The sequence below is a fragment of the Agrococcus sp. HG114 genome (genome assembly GCF_024723325.1).
Taxonomy (GTDB): Bacteria; Actinomycetota; Actinomycetes; order Actinomycetales; family Microbacteriaceae; genus Agrococcus.
In genome coordinates this window covers 1-17860 of the sequence record NZ_JANQCH010000039.1, presented here as the reverse complement: position 1 = coordinate 17860, position 17860 = coordinate 1, and the positions used below count along the sequence as shown (strand labels likewise).

The following is a 17860-nucleotide window of genomic DNA, read 5'->3' as shown; positions in this document are numbered from 1 at the left end:
CCTCATCGGCGGCGCGAGTCACGCGCTCACGACGCCGCGCGGAGCGTGGGCGACGGTGCTCGCGGCCGGCCTGCTGCTCAGCGGCGTCGCCGGCACGGCGCTCGCCTTCCGGCCGCGCGCGGCTCGGCCTCCGGGCTAGTGCGCGGCCGCGTCCCAGTTCGCGCCGACCCCGACCTGCACCTCGAGCGGCACCGAGAGCTCGGCCGCGCCGCCCATCTCGGCGCGCACGATCGCCTCGAGCGCGTCGCGCTCGCCCGTCGCGACCTCGAACACCAGCTCGTCGTGCACCTGCAGCAGCATGCGGGAGCCGAGGCCCTCGTCGGTGATGCGGCGGTCGATCGCGATCATCGCGCGCTTGATGATGTCGGCGGCGGAGCCCTGGATGGGCGAGTTGAGCGCCTGCCGCTCGGCGTTCTCGCGCAGCACGCGGTTGGACGAGGTGAGGTCGGGGAACGGGCGGCGGCGGCCGAAGATCGTGGTCGTGTAGCCGTCGTCCTTGGCCTGCATCACGACGCCGCGCAGGTAGTCGCGGATGCCGCCGAAGCGCTGGAAGTAGTCGAGCATGAGCTGCTTCGCCTCGGCCTGCGAGATGCGCAGCTGCTTCGAGAGGCCGAAGGCGCTCAGCCCGTACGCGAGGCCGTAGCTCATCGCCTTGACCTTCACGCGCTGCAGCGGCGTGACCTCGCTCGGGTCGACGTTGAAGATGCGCGAGCCGACGAAGCGGTGGAGGTCCTCGCCCGAGAGGAACGCCTCGATGAGGCCCTCGTCGCCCGAGAGGTGCGCCATGATGCGCATCTCGATCTGGGAGTAGTCGGCGGTGAGCATGGTCTCGAACTCAGGCCCGTGCACGAACGCGGAGCGGATCTGCCGGCTGACCTCGGTGCGCACCGGGATGTTCTGCAGGTTCGGGTCGTTCGACGAGAGCCGTCCCGACGCCGAGCCGGTCTGGTCGTACCGGGTGCGGATGCGGCCGTCGTCCTGGATGGCCTTGAGCAGCGACTCGATGATCTGCGCGAGCTTCGTCGCCTCGCGGTGCTGCAGCAGCAGGCCGAGGAACGGGTGCGGGTTGGTCTCCTGCAGGTCGGCGAGCGACTGCGCGTCGGTCGAGTAGCCGGTCTTCGTCGCCCGCGTCTTCGGCATGTCGAGCTCCTCGAACAGCACCGTCTGGAGCTGCTTCGGGCTGCCGAGGTTCACCTCGTGGCCGATCTCGGCGTACGCGGCCTCGGCGTGCGCCGCCGCCTGCGCGCGCATCTCGTCGAGGATGCGCTGCAGCACGTCGCGGTCCATGTGGACGCCCTGCTGCTCCATGCGGACGAGCACGGGCATGAGCGGCAGCTCGATGTCGTCGAGCACGCCGAGCGTGCCGGGGTCGAGGCGCGGCCGCTGCGCGCGCGCGAGCTCACCCGTGAGCCACGCGACGGTGCCGAGCTGCTCGGGCTCGACCTCGGGCACGAGCTGGTTGGGATCGGGCGCCGGGAGCGTCGCGCCGAGCAGCGCCTCGGTCTGCCAGTCGAGCTCGAAGGTCTTCGGCGGCGCGGTCGGCGTCTGCAGCCATGCGGCGACCCGCGTGTCGTGCGCGGCGCCGCCGAGCCGCAGGCCCGCCCGCTCGAGGAGCTTGATGGAGGCCTTCACGTCGTGGAGCGCCTTCGGGGCGTCCGATGCGAGCCACAGGGCGAATCCGTCGTAGTCGGCCGTGCCGGGCTTGTACGGCACGTACGCGCTCGCGCCCTCGGTCGCGACCCCGAAGCCGGCGATGCCGCCCGTGCCGTCGGGCGCGATCGAGACGGCGACCGTGCCCTTCGCGCGCGAGAGCCACAGGGCGAGCTCCTCGTCGACGAGCTTCTGCACGGCGGGCGCGTGCACCTCGGGCTCGAGCGGCGCCGCGGCCTCGCCGCTGCCCTCCTGCTTGAGCACGCGGTCGAGCAGCGTGCGGAACTGCAGGCGCTGGAAGACGTCGCGCAGCTTCGCCTCGTCGACCTGGCCGCGCACGAGCTCGTCGAGCTCGACGCCGAGGTCGACGTCGGTGAGCAGCTGGTTGAGGCGGCGGTTCCGCTCGGCGCGCTCGCGCTGCTCCCGCAGGTTGTTGCCCACGACGCCCTTGATCTCGTCGGCGTGCGCGAGCAGGTTCTCGAGCGTGCCGTACTGCGTGATCCACTTGACGGCGGTCTTCTCGCCCACCTTGTCGATGCCGATGAGGTTGTCGCTCGACTCGCCGACGAGCGCGGCGATCTCGGGGTACTGGGCCGGCTCGATGCCGTACCGCTCGCGCACCGTCTCGGGCGTGTAGCGCTTGAGCTCGGAGACGCCGCGCACCGACGGGTAGAGCAGGGTCACGTCGTCGTTGACGAGCTGGATGGTGTCGCGGTCGCCCGAGACGACGTAGACGTCCATGCCCGCCTTCGCGCCCTGGACCGACAGGGTCGCGAGGATGTCGTCGGCCTCGTAGTCCTCCTTCGAGAGGGTGCGCACGCCCATCGCGTGGAGCGCCTCCTCGAGCAGCGGCACCTGGCCCTTGAACTCCTTGGGCGTCTCGTCGCGCGTGCCCTTGTACTCGGCGTACTCGCGGGTGCGGAACGAGAAGCGCGAGATGTCGAACGCGACGGCGAGGTGCGTCGGCCGGTGGTCCTGCAGCAGCTTCAGGAGCATCGACAGGAAGCCGTGGATGGCGTTCGTGTGCTGCCCTTCGCTGTTGACGAAGTTCTCGAGCGGCAGGGCGAAGAACGCCCGGAACGCGAGGGAATGGCCGTCGATGACCATGAGGGTAGGCTTCGGATCCGACACGGCAGTCAGCCTAGCCCGGGCCGCCGACGGCCCGGCCCGAGCGAGGAGCGAACGTGACGGAGCCTGCGATCGAGCGAGCGAGCGACCCCCGCGCCGAGCCCGCGGAGACCGCGGAGCTCGACGACGCAACGCGCGCGCTGCTCGAGCGCCGCGACGGCCGCCCGGGCGGCGAGCTGGCCGAGCGGATGGGCATCGAGTTCCTGAAGCTCTCGGCCGAGCACTCGATCGCGCGCATGCCGGCGGAGGGCAACCGCCAGCCGGTCGGCTTCGTGCACGGCGGCGCGTACTGCGTGATCGCCGAGACGCTCGGCTCGGTGAGCGCCAACATCCACGCCGGCGAGGGCCGCTACGCGGTCGGCACCGACATCAACGCGACCCACACGCGGTCGATCACGAGCGGATGGGTCACGGCCGAGTGCACGGCCGTGCACCTCGGGCGATCCATGACGGTCCACGAGATCGTGTGCACCGACGACGATGGCCGCCGCGCCTCGACCCTCCGCATCACGAACTTCCTCCGCGACCGCTGACCCCCTCCCCGCCTCGCCGCCCGCCACGTCCCGCGCAACGGTCACACCGCAACTCCCTGACTGGTCATTCCGGCGCCCGAGCGGTCGCTCGGACGCCTGAGCGGTCACTCCCGTGGCTGAGTGGTCACTCCCGTGACTGAGTGGTCACTCCCGCGACTGAGCGGTCACCGCCGTGCGTCAGTGGTCACTCCGGCGTGTGAGTGGTCACTCACTCGCCTGCGCAGTCGCTCCGGCGCGTGACAGGCCGCTCCTGCGGGTGGGCGGCCGTGCGACGGGTCAGGCGCCCGCACGACTCTCTCCCTCCGGCGGGTCTGCGCCGCGGCGCCATGACGCCCTGCGTTCAGGCGGCTACCCAGGAGCTGTAGCGCTCGTATGCGGCGACGATCTGGCGAAGGATCGTGCGGCCCCCGTCGTGCAGGTCGTCCTTCGTGACGACGACGACACGCCAGCCGAGCGTCCGCAGCCGCTCCCTTCGAATGCGGTCGCGCTCCCGCTGGTCGGGATCGGAGTGATGGTCACCGTCGTACTCGACGGCGAGCTTGATCGGCGGCCAGCTTAGGTCGAGCCGCGCCACGAACGTGCCAGCCTCGTCGAAGACCTCGTGCTGCAGCGTCGGTTCCGGAAGTGCACCGTTGATCACCAGACGCAGCAGCGATTCCCGGGGCGACTCCGCGCCCACGCGCACCAGCGCGAGCGCGCGTCGAGCCGCGCCGAGCCCGCGGGCGCCTTCGTACCGCCGCACCGCATCCGCCAGCTCATGGATGGTCAGCGGATCATGCCTCCGTGTCGACACCAGCCAGTCGCCGACCGCCACGAGCTCCTCGACGGTGAGCATCGTGGCGAGGTGGATGAAGGCGTCAGCTCTTGCTTCGACCCGCATGCCGTCGACCTCGACGACGGCGGACTTGAGGCGGTGTCCCACGACACCGGGGCGTCGCATCCGGGAACCGCCGGTCGGTGAACCGAGGTGCACCCGCGCCTCCTTCTCGAGGCGAGACGGCAGCGGCATGCCGTGGATGCGCGCGGCCGTCGTGTGCGAGAAGAAGTGGTCGTCCCTGGCGAGGACCCTGACCGCCTCGAGGAGCGCCCGCGCCTCGTCGCCGACTGCTGCGGTGATGCGAGCTCCGCGAGCGGGCCTGGTGAAGGCCATCGAGCGGAGCTCGGCAGCCGAGTAGCCACGGTCGAGCCCTTCCCGGACGGTGAAGCCGTACGCGCTCTTCATGGCGAGGATGATGCACGCGCGCGGGAATCGCGGGGGGCGACCGCAAGCTGCTCTGTGGAGGCGCGCACTGCCGACGCCAAGCGCCGACGGCGGTGCACACAAATGACCGCTCAGGCACGGAAGTGACCACTCAAGCGCGCGAGTGACCGCTCAGGCACGGAAGTGACCACTCAAGCGCGCGAGTGACCGCTCAAGCGCGCGAGTGACCACTCAAGCGCGCGAGTGACCACTCAGGCGCGGGAGTGACCGCTCGAACGCGGCAGTGACCACTCAGGCGGCGCGGGAGTGACCGCTCAAGCGCCGAAGCGACCACTCGGCTGCGGGAGTGACCGCTCGAGCGCGGGAGCGACCACTCAAGCGCGCGAGTGGTGGGCCAGGTGCGGGAGCGCGGCCGCGGGCGCCGCGCGGGGCGCGAGGGGGCTACTTCTTGGGGCTGAGCTGCTCGATGACGGCCTGCGCGACCTCGGCCATGGTGAGGCGGCGGTCCATCGACGCCTTCTGGATCCAGCGGAACGCCTCCGGCTCGGCGAGGCCCATCTTCTGGTTCAGCAGGCCCTTCGCGCGGTCCACGAGCTTGCGCGTCTCGAAGCGGTCGGCGAGGTCGGCGACCTCGCTCTCGAGCGCGCGGATCTGCTCCCAGCGCGCGAGGGCGATCTCGATCGCGGGCAGCAGGTCGTTCTGCGTGAAGGGCTTCACGACGTAGGCGAGCGCGCCCGCCTCGCCCGCGCGCTCGACGAGCTCCTTCTGGCTGAACGCGGTCAGCAGCACGACCGGCGCGAGCTTCGCGGCGCCGATCCGCTCGGCGGCGGTGATGCCGTCCATCTTCGGCATCTTGACGTCCATGACGACGAGGTCGGGCTTCAGCTCGGTCGCGAGCTCGACGGCGCGCTCGCCGTCGCCGGCCTCGCCGATGACCTCGTAGCCCGCGGCCTGCAGGGTCTCGACGATGTCGAGGCGGATGAGCGACTCGTCCTCGGCGACCACCACGGTGCGCGCGGTGGAGGTGTGCTCGGAGGGAGCAGGGTCGATCGCGGGCTCGGCGAAGAGGTCGTCGGTCATGGCCACTAGCCTAGTCTTCGCGAGCGGCCCGGTCCTCCCGGGTGACGAGCCGGTGTGGCGGAATCGGCAGACGCGGCGCACTCAAAATGCGCTTCCGCGAGGAGTGTGGGTTCGAGTCCCACCACCGGCACGAAGCCCGGACGTCCAGTGGACGGTCCGGGCTTCGTGGGTCGAGGGAGCTACCCGTCGGCGGGGTGCGGCGCCGAGCGGTGCTGCACCTCGATGCGTCGCTTGCCGTGGTAGGCGGGCGCCGCCTCGGCGTGCACATCGCCGACGACGTGGATGCGCAGGTCGTTCGTCGAGCCGGAGATGCCGGGGGGCATGCCGGAGATGACGACGACCTTCTTGCCGACCGGCACGAGCCGCTTGCCGATGAGCACGTCGTCGACCTGGGCGATCATGTCGTCGGTGTGCATCACGCGATCCACGAGGTGCGTGTGCATGCCCCAGATCATCTGCATGCGCGACTCGACCTCGGGGTCGGGCGTGAAGCCGAACATCGGGATCGCCGACCGCAGGCGCGCCATGCGCCGGGCCGAGTCGCCCGACTCCGTGAACACCACGATGGCCGCGGCCTCGACGAACTCCGCGACCTCGAGGGCCGCGAGCGTGATCGCGCCGCCCTGCGTGCGCGGCTTCGTGCCGAGCGGCGGGATGCGGCCGAGGCCCTGCTCCTCCGCGGCCTCGACGATGCGCGCCATCGTCTCGATCGTCTCGATCGCGTGCTTGCCGACGCTCGTCTCGCCCGAGAGCATCACCGCATCCGCGCCGTCGAGGATCGCGTTCGCGCAGTCGCTCGCCTCGGCGCGCGTCGGCCGCGGGTTCTCGATCATCGACTCGAGCACCTGCGTCGCGACGATGACGGGCTTCGCCCACCGGCGCGCGAGCTCGATCGCCCGCTTCTGCACGAGCGGCACCTGCTCGAGCGGCAGCTCGACGCCCAGGTCGCCGCGCGCGACCATGATCGCGTCGAACGCGTCGATGATGTCGGCGAGGTTGTCGACCGCCTGCGGCTTCTCGATCTTCGCGACGACCGGCAGGCGGCGGCCCTCCTCGTCCATGATCTCGTGCACGCGCGCGATGTCGCGAGCGTCGCGCACGAACGAGAGGGCGATGATGTCGGCGCCGAGCTGGAGCGCCCAGCGCAGGTCCTCCTCATCCTTCTCGCTCATCGCCGGCACGTTCACCGCGACGCCGGGCAGGTTGATGCCCTTGTTGCTGCTCACCGGGCCGCCGACGACGACCTCGGTCACGACCTCCGTCTCGGTCACCTCGACGGCGCGCAGCGCGATGCGACCGTCGTCGATCAGCAGCGGGTCACCGGGGTTCACGTCGGCGGGGAGCCCGGCGAACGTCGTGCCGGCGCGCTGGCCGTCGCCCTCGACGTCGTCGGTCGTGATGGTGAACCGGTCGCCCTCGCGGAGGTCGTACGGCCCGCCCGGGATCTTGCCGAGGCGGATCTTCGGCCCCTGCAGGTCGACGAGGATGCCGACGGGCTTGCTCAGCTCGTCGGACGCCCGCCGGATGTTCGCGTACACCTCCTCGTGGACGCTGTGGTCGCCATGGCTCAGGTTCAGGCGCGCGACGTTGATCCCGGCCGCGATCGCGGCCTTCGTCTTCTCGTAGCCGGCGAGGGCCGGCCCGAACGTCGCGACGATCTTGGCTCGTCTCATCGAATGCTCGCTTCCATGCTCGTGCCGCCTGGGTGGGATCGGCGCGGACCCGTCCATCCTCTCAGAGCCGGCGCCGGCCGCGCCGAGTCAGGCCGCGAACGGGCGATCCGTCGCGCGCACGGGCGCGGGGAGCGACGTCTCGCCCTCGAGGTGCGCGTCGACGGCCGCCGCGGCCGCGCGGCCCTCGGCGATCGCCCACACGATGAGGGATGCGCCGCGCCCGGCGTCGCCGGCGACGAACACGCCCGGCTGATCGGTCGAGAAGTCGGCGCGCCGCGCGGGCAGGCCCCGCTCGAACGGGACCTCGAGCGCCTCGCCGATCGACGCATCCGCCCCCGTGAAGCCGAGCGCGAGCAGCACGAGGTCGGCGGCGATCTCGCGCTCGGTGCCCGCCTTGGGCCGCCGCACGCCGTCGACGATCTCGGTGTCGGCGACCTTGAGCGCGCGCACCTCGCCCGCGCGGTTCGCGAGCAGCTCGACGGTCGAGACGAGGTAGGTGCGCTCGCCGCCCTCCTCGTGGCTCGACTGCACCTCGAAGAGGTTCGGGTGCACGGGCCACGGCTGGTGCGCGGGCCGCTCGGCCGGCGGCTGCGCCCCGATCGCGAGGTTCGTCACGGACAGCGCCCCCTGGCGGTGCGCCGTGCCGATGCAGTCGGCGCCCGTGTCGCCGCCGCCGAGGACGACGACGTGCTTGCCGTGGGCGGTGATCTGGTTCGCGGGCGTCGTGCCCGCGACCGCGCGGTTCTGCTGCACGAGGTAGTCCATCGCGAGGTGCACGCCGTCGAGGCCGCGGCCCGGGATGTCGAGGTCGCGCGCGACGGGCGCCCCGGTCGCGACGAGGACCGCGTCGAAGCGCTCCCGCAGCTCCTGCCAGCCGAGGTCGCGCCCGATCTCGACGCCGGCGCGGAAGCGCGTGCCCTCCGCCTGCATCTGCGCGAGCCGCGCCTCGAGCGTGCGCTTCTCGAGCTTGAAGTCGGGGATGCCGTAGCGCAGCAGGCCGCCGATGCGGTCGTCGCGCTCGTAGACGACCACGGTGTGGCCCGCGCGCGTGAGCTGCTGCGCCGCCGCGAGACCCGCGGGGCCCGAGCCGACGACGGCGACCGTCTTGCCGGTGAGGCGCGCGGGCGGATGCGGCTCGGTCCAGCCGTGCGCGAACGCGTCGTCGGCGATGGACTGCTCGATCGACTTGATCGTGACGGCCGGCTGGTTGATGCCGAGCACGCACGACGACTCGCACGGCGCGGGGCACAGCCGGCCCGTGAGCTCGGGGAAGTTGTTCGTCGCGTGGAGCCGGTCGCTGGCGGCGCGGCCCTCGCCCCGCCACGTGAGGTCGTTCCACTCGGGGATGAGGTTGCCGAGCGGGCAGCCCTGGTGGCAGAACGGCACGCCGCAGTCCATGCAGCGCCCCGCCTGCCGGCGCAGCACCGCCTTGTCGCCGGGCTCGCCGATCTCGCGCCAGTCGAGGATGCGCACGGGCACCGGGCGCTTCTTCGGGAGCTCGCGCTCCGTCACCTTCAGGAAGCCACGAGGGTCAGCCACCGGTCACCTCCAGGATCTGCCGCCAGATGTTGTCGGAGTCGGGATCGACCCCCTGCCGCTCGGCGTCGAGGCGGATGGAGCGCACCATCGCCCAGTCGCGCGGCACGAGCTTCGAGATGCGCTCGAGCCCCTCGTCGAGGAGGCGGCGCGCGACGTCGGAGCCGGTGAGCTCGAGGTGCCGCGCGAGGATCGCGCGCAGCTCGATCTCGTCCTCGTCGCCGAGCGCCTCGACCCGGAGCTCCCCCTGGTGGAACGAGTCCTGGTTCAGGCGCCGCGCGTCGAGGTCGAGCAGGTAGGCGACGCCGCCCGACATGCCGGCGCCGAGGTTCCGGCCCGTCGGGCCGAGGATCACCGCGGTGCCGCCGGTCATGTACTCGAGCGCGTGGTCGCCCGCGCCCTCGCACACCGCGGTCGCGCCGGAGTTCCGCACGAGGAACCGCTCCCCCACGACGCCGCGCAGGTACAGCTCGCCGCTCGTCGCGCCGTAGCCGATCACGTTGCCGGCGATGACGTTCTGCTCGGCGACGAGCGCGGCACCCGGCTCCGGGCGCACCGTGATGAGGCCGCCGGAGAGGCCCTTGCCGACGTAGTCGTTCGCGTCGCCCGCGAGGTGCAGCGCGACGCCGCGCGGCACGAACGCGCCGAGCGACTGCCCGGCCGAGCCGCGCATCCGCAGCGTCACCGTGCCCGGGGGCAGCCCCGCGGCACCCGCCCGCTTCGTGACCGCGTTGCCGAGCATCGTGCCGACCGCGCGGTCGGTGTTCGCGATGTCGAGCTCGAGCTCGAGCCGCTCGCCGGCGTCGAGCGCCCGCTCGAGTGGCTCGAGCAGCCGGTGGTCGAGCTGCTGCTCGAGCTCGTGGTCCTGCTGCGTCGTGCGGCGCGGCGCGCCCTGGGCGCCCTGCGGCGCGACGAGCACCGGCGCGAGGTCGAGCCCGTCGGCCTTCCAGTGCCGCACGGCCCGGTCGACGTCGAGCAGGTCGCTGCGGCCGATCGCCTCGTCGAGGCTGCGCAGCCCCAGCTCGGCGAGCAGCTCGCGCACCTGCTGCGCGATGAACTCGAAGAACTGCACGACGAACTCGGGCTTGCCGGTGAAGCGCTCGCGCAGCACCGGGTTCTGCGTCGCGACCCCGACCGGGCACGTGTCGAGGTGGCACACGCGCATCATGATGCAGCCGGAGACCACGAGCGGCGCGGTCGCGAAGCCGAACTCCTCGGCGCCGAGCAGCGCCCCGATGATGACGTCGCGGCCCGTCTTCAGCTGCCCGTCGACCTGCACGCTCACCCGCTCGCGCAGCCCGTTCACCATGAGCGTGTGCTGCGTCTCGGCGAGCCCGATCTCCCACGGCGTGCCCGCGTGCTTGAGCGAGTTGAGCGGGCTCGCGCCCGTGCCGCCGTCGTGCCCGGAGACGAGCACGACGTCCGCCTTCGCCTTCACGACGCCCGCCGCGACCGCGCCGATGCCCGACTGCGAGACGAGCTTGACGTGCACGCGCGCGGCGGGGTTCGAGCGCTTGAGGTCGAAGATGAGCTGCTTGAGGTCCTCGATCGAGTAGATGTCGTGGTGCGGCGGCGGCGAGATGAGTCCGACGCCGGGCGTCGCGTGCCGCGTGCTCGCGACCCACGGGTAGACCTTGCCGGGCGGCAGCTGCCCGCCCTCGCCGGGCTTCGCGCCCTGCGCCATCTTGATCTGCAGGTCGTCGGCGTGCGTGAGGTACATGCTCGTGACGCCGAAGCGGCCGGAGGCGACCTGCTTGATCGCGCTGCGGCGCTCGGGGTCGACCAGCCGGTCGTCGGTCTCGCCGCCCTCGCCGGTGTTCGACTTCGCGCCGAGCCGGTTCATCGCGATCGCGAGCGTCTCGTGCGCCTCCTGCGAGATCGAGCCGTAGCTCATCGCCCCGGTCGAGAACCGCTTGACGATCTCGGAGACCGGCTCGACCTCGTCGATCGGCACGGGCTCGGATGCGCGGCGCAGCGCGAGCAGGCCCCTGAGGGTCTTGAGCTCGGCGGCCTGGTCGTCGACGAGGCGCGCGTACTCCTCGAACACGTCGTAGCGGCCGGTGCGCGTCGAGTGCTGGAGCTTGAACACCGTCTCGGGGCTGAACAGGTGCGGGGCACCGTCGCGGCGCCACTGGTACTCGCCGCCCGTCTGCAGCCGCTCGTGCGCGAGCGGCGCGCGCTCGTCGGGATAGGCGGCGCGGTGCCGCAGCCGGTTCTCCTCGGCGATGACGTCGAGCCCGACGCCGCCGAGCGGCGAGTGCGTGCCGACGAACCAGCGGTCGACGAGCTCCTGCGAGAGCCCGACCGCCTCGAACGCCTGCGCGCCGCCGTATGCGCCCACGGTCGAGATGCCCATCTTCGACATGATCTTGATGACGCCCTTGCCGAGCGCCTTGATGAGGTTGTGCACCGCGGTGTCGACGTCGGCGCCGAGCTGGCCGGTGAGCGCGAGCTGCTCGGCCGTCTCCATCGCGAGGTACGGGTTCACGGCGCTCGCGCCGTAGCCGATCAGCAGCGCGACGTGGTGCACCTCCCGCACGTCGCCGGCCTCGACGACGATGCCGGCGCGCATGCGGGTGGATGCGGCGATGAGGTGGTGGTGGACCGCGCTCGTCATGAGCAGCGTCGGGATGGGCGCGAGCTGGTCGGTCGAGTCGCGGTCGGAGAGCACGATGAACTGCGCGCCCTCGAGGATCGCCTCGTCGACCTCGCGGCACATCTCCTGGAGCCGCCGCTCCATCGCCTCCGGCCCGCCGTCGACGCGGTACAGGCCCTTGACGACGACGGTGCGCCGCGAGCCCGGCGTGCGGTCGATCGAGCGGATCTTCGCGAGCTGGTCGTTGTCGATGACCGGGAAGTCAAGGATGATCTGGCTCGCGTGCGACGGCGTCGCGGTGAGCAGGTTGCGGACCGGCCCGAGCCCCATCGACACGCTCGTGACGATCGACTCCCGCAGCGAGTCGAGCGGCGGGTTCGTCACCTGCGCGAACGCCTGCGCGAAGTAGTCGAAGAGCAGCCGCGGCCGCTTGGCGAGCACCGCGATCGGCGTGTCGCTGCCCATGGCGCCGAGCGGCTCCGCACCCGTCTTCGCCATCGGGGCGATGAGCAGCCGCACCTCCTCCTCGGTGTAGCCGAACGTGCGCTGACGGCGGGCGACGGATGCCGCGGTGTGCGCGACGTGCTCCCGGTCCGGCAGGTCGGCGAGGTGGATGCGGCTCGACTCGAGCCACTCGCCCCATGGCTCCATCTCGGCGAGCTGCTGCTTGACCTCCTCGTCGGGGACGAAGCGGCCCGCCTCGGTGTCGACGAGGAACAGCCGGCCCGGCTGCAGCCGGCCGCGGCGCACGACGCGCTCGGGCGGGATGGGGAGCACGCCCGTCTCGCTCGCGAGCACGAAGAGCCCGTCGTCGGTCTCGAGCCAGCGCCCGGGACGCAGCCCGTTGCGGTCGAGGGTCGCGCCCACGAGGCTGCCGTCGGTGAACGAGATCGCCGCCGGGCCGTCCCACGGCTCCATGAGCAGCGAGTGGTACTCGGCGAAATCGCGCAGCTGCTGCGGCATGTCGGGCTGGTTCTCCCACGCCTGCGGCACCATCATCATGATCGCGTGCGGGAGCGAGCGGCCCGCGAGCGTGAGCAGCTCGAGCACCTCGTCGAACGACGCGGAGTCGCTCATGCCGGGCGTGACGATCGGCCGGATGGGCCGCAGGTCGCCGAGCAGCTCGGAGGCGAGCTGCGACTCGCGCGCGCGCATCCAGTTGCGGTTGCCCTCGACGGTGTTGATCTCGCCGTTGTGCGCGATCATGCGCAGCGGCTGCGCGAGCGGCCACGAGGGGAACGTGTTCGTCGAGTAGCGCGAGTGCACGATCGCGAGCTTCGTCTCGAAGCGCGGGTCCGAGAGGTCGGGGTAGAACGGCTCGAGCTGGAGCGTCGTGACCATGCCCTTGTAGGTGATCGTGCGGCTCGAGAGCGACGGGAGGTACTCCCCCAGCTCGCGCTCGATGCGCTTGCGCAGCCGCCACGTGAGCCGGTCGAGCTCGATGCCGGCGACCGGGGCGCCGGCGGCGGCGACGAAGAGCTGCTCGATCGCCGGCATCGCCGCGCGCGCGAGCTTGCCGAGCGCGTCGGGCGCCGTCGGCACCTCGCGCCAGCCGAGCACGCGCAGGCGCTCCTGCCCGGCGAGCTCGCGGATGCGGTCCCGGACCTCGTCGCGCTCGGCCTCGTCGAGTGGGAGGAACGCGAGACCCGCGGCGTACGCGCCCGCCTCGGGCAGCTCGAATCCGACGACGGAGCGCAGGAACGCATCCGGCATCTGGGTGAGGATGCCCGCGCCGTCGCCCGTGCCCGCGTCGGAGCCGACCGCGCCGCGGTGCTCGAGGTTGCGGAGCGCGTCCAGGGCGAGCGCGACGATGTCGTGACCCGCGGTGTCGCGCGTCGTGGCGACCATGGCGAGGCCGCACGCGTCCCGCTCATGGCGCGGGTCGTACATGCCGGTCGCCTTCGGCACCGCCATGCCCCGGAACCCGTTGGTGGGCTCGCTGACTGATCGCATGCTGCTCCTGCTCTCGCGATCGGGAGCGGGACGCCGTCGGCCCGCCGCGCGCTGGGAGCGCGCAGTCCTACTGGTGTGCGGCCGCGGGTTCTGCGGCGGTGACCGCCTCGTCCTGGGTGCGGGGCTCGGGGGTCTCGGTGTAGACGTCAGAGTCTAGCGCCTCATCGGCGCCCGGCTGACGCCCCGGCTGCCACGGCGACGGCTCGAGCCCCGGGTGCCTGCGCGTCTGCACGACGTAGACGACCACGCCGACGACGATCGCGAGGAACGCCATCCACACGTTCGTGCGAATGCCGAGGAAGAGCTCCGACGGGTCGAGGCGGATCGTCTCGAACACCGAGCGGCCGACGCCGTACCAGACGAGGTAGAGCGCGACGAGGCGACCCCACTGCACGTCGCGGCGGCGGTCGAGCCACAGGAGCAGCGCGGCGCCGGCGACGTTCCAGAGGATCTCGTACGCGAACGTCGGGTGGAAGAGGATGCCCTCGGGCAACCCCACGGGGTACGCGGGGTTCGTCGCCTCGATCTCGAGGCCCCACGGGAGGTCGGTCGGCTGCCCGAAGAGCTCGTGGTTGAACCAGTTGCCGAGGCGGCCGAACGCCTGCGCGAGCAGCAGCCCGGGCGCGAGCGCGTCGGCGAACGTGCTGAAGCGCAGCCCCGTCTGGCGGCAGCCGATCCACACGCCGAGCGCGCCGCCGAGCAGCGCGCCGAAGATGGCGATGCCGCCCTCCCAGATGTAGAGCGCCGTCATCGGGTCGCGGCCCGGGCCGAAGTAGTCGTCGGGGTGGGTCACGACGTGGAAGATGCGCGCGGCGACGATGCCGAGCAGCACCGCCCACACGGCGATGTCGATGACGTAGCCGGCGTCGACGCCGCGCTGCCGCAGCCGCCAGCCGGTGAGCACTGCGGCGACGACGATGCCCGCGAGGATGCACAGCGCGTAGGTCTGGATGCCCCACGCGGGCGTCACCATGCGCAGCACCCACGTGAGCAGCAGGCCGAAGGCGATGGCCGAGACGATGGTCCAGAGCGTGTCCCGCCGCGTGAGGCGGCCGAAGGCGAGCATCGCGGCGAGCGCGAGGATCGCGAGCACGACGCCGAGCACGAGTCCGAAGACGATCGCGCCCGCGAGCGAGCCCTGCACGAGGCCGAGCACGCCGATCGCGTCGAGCCACTGGCCCACCGGCACCTGCTGCCATTCGGGCGCGGGACTGGGGATGCTCTGGAAGACGGTCACGCGGTCGCGCCCTTTCGTTCGGTCGGTGCGAGTGTACCTTCGGCGAGCGACGCGGCGAGCGCGCGCACGGCGGGGAGGCCGCCCTCGTCGAGGGCTCGCACGAGCGCCGAGCCGACGATCGCGCCGTCGGCGTACTCGAGCACGTCCCGCACCTGCTCGGCCGTCGAGATGCCGAGGCCCACGCAGCGCAGCGCGCTCGTGCCGGCGGCGGATGCGCGCTCGGCGATGCGGTCGGAGAGCGCTCGGGCGGCCCGGTCGACGTCGGTGCGCGCGCCGGTCGTGCCCATCGTCGAGACGGTGTAGACGAAGCCGCGCGAGGCGGCGATCGCGGCGTCGAGGCGGGCGTCGGAGGATGAGGGCGCCGCGAGGAAGACGCGGTCCAGGTCGTGGCGCTCGGCCGCCTCGAGCCACTCGGCGGCGTTCTCGGGCGTGAGGTCGGGCGTGATGAGGCCCGCTCCCCCGGCGGCCGCGAGGCGCTCGGCGAAGCGGTCCACGCCGTAGCGGAGCACCGGGTTCCAGTACGTCATGACGAGCACGGGCACGCTCGTGCGCGCGGTGATCGCGGCGATCGCCTCGAAGAGCTCCTCGAGCCGGAAGCCCCGGTCGAGCACCCGCTGGGTCGCGTCCTGGATGACGGGCCCGTCCATGGCCGGGTCGGAGTAGGGCACGCCCAGCTCGATCGCCGTGCAGCCGGCCTCGGCGATCGCGACCGCCGCGTCGACGCTCGTCTCGGGGTCGGGGAAGCCGACAGGCAGGTACCCGATGAGGGCGCGGTGCCCGCTCGCGCGGATGGCGTCCTCGGTGCGCACGCGGCTCACTGCTGCCCCGCCTCCTCGTCCAGCAGCCCGAACCAGCGGCCCGCGGTCGCGACGTCCTTGTCGCCGCGCCCGGAGAGCGAGACGACGAGCGTCGAGCCCGGCGCCTCCTCGGCGAGCTGCAGCGCGCCCGCGATCGCGTGCGCCGACTCGATCGCGGGGATGATGCCCTCGGCGCGCGTGAGCGCGAGGAACGCATCCATCGCCTGCGTGTCGCTGACGGGCCGGTACTCCGCGCGGCCGAGGTCGTGCAGCCACGCGTGCTCGGGGCCGACGCCCGGGTAGTCGAGTCCCGCGGAGATCGAGTGCGATTCGAGCGTCTGCCCGTCGTCGTCCTGCAGCAGGTACGTGCGCATGCCGTGCAGGAGGCCCGGGGCGCCGCGCTCGATCGAGAGCGCGTGCCGCTCGGTGTCGGCGCCGTCGCCCGCGGCCTCGAGGCCGATGAGCCGCACGTCGGCGTCGTCGAGGAAGGCGTGGAAGATGCCCATCGCGTTCGAGCCGCCGCCGACGCACGCGAGCACCGCATCCGGCAGGCCGCCCGTGAGGGCGATGACCTGCTCGCGCGCCTCCTCGCCGATCGCCTTGTGGAAGTCGCGCACCATCTCGGGGAACGGGTGCGGCCCTGCGACGGTGCCCATGAGGTAGTGCGTCGTCGAGACGTTCGCGACCCAGTCGCGGAGGCCCTCGTTGATCGCGTCCTTCAGCGTGCGCGAGCCGCTCTTGACCGGCACGACCTGCGCGCCGAGCAGTCGCATGCGGGCGACGTTGAGCGCCTGCCGCTGCGTGTCGACCTCGCCCATGTAGACGACGCACTCCATGCCGAACAGCGCCGCCGCGGTCGCCGTCGCGACGCCGTGCTGGCCGGCGCCCGTCTCGGCGATGAGCCGCGTCTTGCCGAGCCGGCGCGCGACGAGCGCCTGCCCGAGCACGTTGTTGATCTTGTGGCTGCCGGTGTGGTTGAGGTCCTCGCGCTTGAGCAGGATGCGGGCGCCCGCCCGCTCGCTCAAGCGGTGCGCCTCCGTGAGCATCGAGGGGCGGCCCGTGTAGTCGCGCGAGAGCGCGGCGAACTCCGCCTGGAAGGCGGGGTCGTCGCGGCACTCGGCGTAGCACGCGGCGAGCTCGTCGATGGCCGCCATGAGCGGCTCGGGCATGAACACGCCGCCGTAGCGGCCGAACCACGGCCCGTGCTGCTCCCGCAGCGACGTCTGCTGCTCGGTCATGCTGCCCTCCCGAACTCGGCGACGCGCGACTCGGGGTCGCCGTCGGTGACGAGCGCCTCGCCGACGAGCACCGCATCCGCGCCGTCCTGCCGGTAGCGCGCGACGTCTGCGGCGTCGCGGACGCCCGACTCGGCGACGGCGACGGTGCCCGCGGGGATGCGGGCGCGGAGCTCCGCGAAGCGCTCGGGGTGCATCGTGAACGTCTTGAGGTCGCGCGTGTTGACGCCCAGGATGCGCGCCTCGGCCGCGAGGGCCGCGTCGATCTCGCGCTCGTCGTGCACCTCGACGAGCACCGAGAGCCCGAGGTCGGTCGCGAAGCGGTGGAGCTGCGCGAGCCGCGCGGGCTCGAGGGAGGCGACGATGAGCAGCACGATGTCGGCGCCGAACGCACGCGCCTCGAGCAGCTGGTACTCGTCGGCGATGAAGTCCTTGCGCAGCACCGGGATCGAGACCTCGGCGCGCACGGCGCGCAGGTCGTCGAGGCTGCCGAGGAAGCGGCGCTCCTCGGTCAGCACGCTGATCGCGCTCGCGCCGCCCGCCTCGTAGCGCGCGGCGAGCGCGGCGGGCTCGGGGATGTCGGCGAGCGGGCCCTTCGAGGGGCTCGCGCGCTTCACCTCGGCGATGATGTGCGGGCCGCGGGAATCGGTCTTGGGGCTCCCGAGGATGAGGGCTGCGTCGAGGGGCGTGCGCGCGGCGTGCGCCATCGCCTCCAGGCGGTCGATCGGCAGCGCCTCGCGCCGCCGGGCCGCATCCTCGAGCGCGCCCGCGGTGAGCGCGTCGAGCACGCTCAGTGGTCCTTCGGCCCGTGGCCGGCCTTCTTGAGCAGCGGCCACAGGATGATGCCGACGAGCAGCAGCCCGGCGCTCGCCCAGACGAGGGCGGGCATGTCGAGGAAGAAGAACAGCGTGCCGAGCGTGATCGCGATGAGCATGACGATGACGCTCGTCCAGCCGGCGCGGGAGTTGCCGTGGCCCGGGTCGACGAACCACGTCTCGTACTTGGCGATCTCGTGCTCAGCTGCGTGCTGGTCGCTGATGCCGTTGCGTGCGCTCACGATGCTCCTTGCGGTCCGACTGCGGGCACGCGCGGCGTGCCCCTGCGCTCGAGTCTATCGAGTCGGATCCTCGCCGTCGTCCATGACGTCCCACGCGAGGCCGGAGCCCGAGCGCTCGTAGCGCTCCGCGCGCCTCGCGCGCGCGGGCCAGCGCCGCGCCGTCGCGATCGCGACGAGGCCGGCG

At 72.4% G+C, this 17860-nt stretch carries 12 protein-coding genes and 1 tRNA gene; 2 read left to right on the top strand and 11 right to left on the bottom strand.

The window, feature by feature from the left end:
• Positions 1-135 precede the first annotated feature (135 nt).
• A complete protein-coding gene (gene polA, locus NWP09_RS05930) occupies positions 136-2757 on the bottom strand; it encodes a DNA polymerase I (protein ID WP_258274614.1) in 2622 nt (873 codons plus the stop codon).
• 209 nt (positions 2758-2966) lie between these two features.
• Between polA and NWP09_RS05925 the strand changes: the two genes are divergently transcribed.
• A complete protein-coding gene (locus NWP09_RS05925; RefSeq protein ID WP_258274613.1) occupies positions 2967-3311 on the top strand; it encodes a PaaI family thioesterase in 345 nt (114 codons plus the stop codon).
• Positions 3312-3651: 340 nt separating this feature from the next.
• On the opposite strand, the gene NWP09_RS05920 is transcribed toward NWP09_RS05925, so the two are convergent.
• Together NWP09_RS05920 and NWP09_RS05915 are read right to left on the bottom strand one after the other, a co-directional pair.
• On the bottom strand, positions 3652-4635 hold the full coding sequence (locus NWP09_RS05920; protein ID WP_258274611.1) for a DUF559 domain-containing protein: 984 nt from the start codon (positions 4633-4635) through the stop codon (positions 3652-3654).
• Between the two features lie 318 nt (positions 4636-4953).
• Positions 4954-5592, bottom strand: a complete 639-nt coding sequence (locus NWP09_RS05915; protein ID WP_258274610.1) for an ANTAR domain-containing response regulator — start codon at positions 5590-5592, stop codon at positions 4954-4956.
• Between the two features lie 48 nt (positions 5593-5640).
• On the opposite strand from NWP09_RS05915, the gene NWP09_RS05910 reads away from it, so the two are divergent.
• A tRNA-Leu gene (locus NWP09_RS05910) sits at positions 5641-5722 on the top strand.
• A 49-nt stretch (positions 5723-5771) separates the two neighbouring features.
• On the opposite strand, the gene pyk is transcribed toward NWP09_RS05910, so the two are convergent.
• From pyk to NWP09_RS05870, 8 genes are all read right to left on the bottom strand, one after another.
• Positions 5772-7265, bottom strand: coding sequence for a pyruvate kinase (gene pyk, locus NWP09_RS05905; RefSeq protein ID WP_258274609.1), 1494 nt, complete (start codon positions 7263-7265; stop codon positions 5772-5774).
• Between the two features lie 87 nt (positions 7266-7352).
• A complete protein-coding gene (locus tag NWP09_RS05900; RefSeq protein ID WP_258274608.1) occupies positions 7353-8804 on the bottom strand; it encodes a glutamate synthase subunit beta in 1452 nt (483 codons plus the stop codon).
• Positions 8797-13350 (bottom strand): glutamate synthase large subunit, encoded by a 4554-nt coding sequence (gene gltB, locus NWP09_RS05895; protein ID WP_258274607.1) that lies wholly within the window; start codon positions 13348-13350, stop codon positions 8797-8799. The genes NWP09_RS05900 and gltB overlap by 8 nt, the downstream gene beginning before the upstream one ends.
• 67 nt (positions 13351-13417) lie before the next feature.
• The gene (gene lgt, locus NWP09_RS05890) at positions 13418-14587 is read right to left on the bottom strand and encodes a prolipoprotein diacylglyceryl transferase (RefSeq protein WP_258274606.1); all 1170 of its coding nucleotides are present in this window, start codon (positions 14585-14587) and stop codon (positions 13418-13420) included.
• Positions 14584-15405, bottom strand: coding sequence for a tryptophan synthase subunit alpha (trpA, locus tag NWP09_RS05885; RefSeq protein ID WP_258274605.1), 822 nt, complete (start codon positions 15403-15405; stop codon positions 14584-14586). Before trpA ends, lgt begins: the two co-directional genes overlap by 4 nt.
• Positions 15402-16622, bottom strand: a complete 1221-nt coding sequence (trpB, locus tag NWP09_RS05880; protein WP_258274604.1) for a tryptophan synthase subunit beta — start codon at positions 16620-16622, stop codon at positions 15402-15404. The genes trpA and trpB overlap by 4 nt, the downstream gene beginning before the upstream one ends.
• The gene (trpC, locus tag NWP09_RS05875) at positions 16619-17407 is read right to left on the bottom strand and encodes an indole-3-glycerol phosphate synthase TrpC (protein WP_258274603.1); all 789 of its coding nucleotides are present in this window, start codon (positions 17405-17407) and stop codon (positions 16619-16621) included. Before trpC ends, trpB begins: the two co-directional genes overlap by 4 nt.
• A gap of 2 nt (positions 17408-17409) precedes the next feature.
• Positions 17410-17628, bottom strand: a complete 219-nt coding sequence (locus NWP09_RS05870; protein WP_258274612.1) for a DUF6704 family protein — start codon at positions 17626-17628, stop codon at positions 17410-17412.
• Between the last annotated feature and the right edge of the window lie 232 nt (positions 17629-17860).

What these genes read in the sequence shown, in the direction of transcription:
- trpB (WP_258274604.1), bottom strand. Translation starts at nt 16,622, where the DNA reads ATGACCGAGCAGCAGACGTCGCTGCGGGAGCAGCACGGGCCGTGGTTC.
- NWP09_RS05925 (WP_258274613.1), top strand. Translation starts at nt 2,967, where the DNA reads ATGGGCATCGAGTTCCTGAAGCTCTCGGCCGAGCACTCGATCGCGCGC.
- polA (WP_258274614.1), bottom strand. Translation starts at nt 2,757, where the DNA reads ATGGTCATCGACGGCCATTCCCTCGCGTTCCGGGCGTTCTTCGCCCTG.
- pyk (WP_258274609.1), bottom strand. Translation starts at nt 7,265, where the DNA reads ATGAGACGAGCCAAGATCGTCGCGACGTTCGGGCCGGCCCTCGCCGGC.
- gltB (WP_258274607.1), bottom strand. Translation starts at nt 13,350, where the DNA reads ATGCGATCAGTCAGCGAGCCCACCAACGGGTTCCGGGGCATGGCGGTG.
- NWP09_RS05915 (WP_258274610.1), bottom strand. Translation starts at nt 5,592, where the DNA reads ATGACCGACGACCTCTTCGCCGAGCCCGCGATCGACCCTGCTCCCTCC.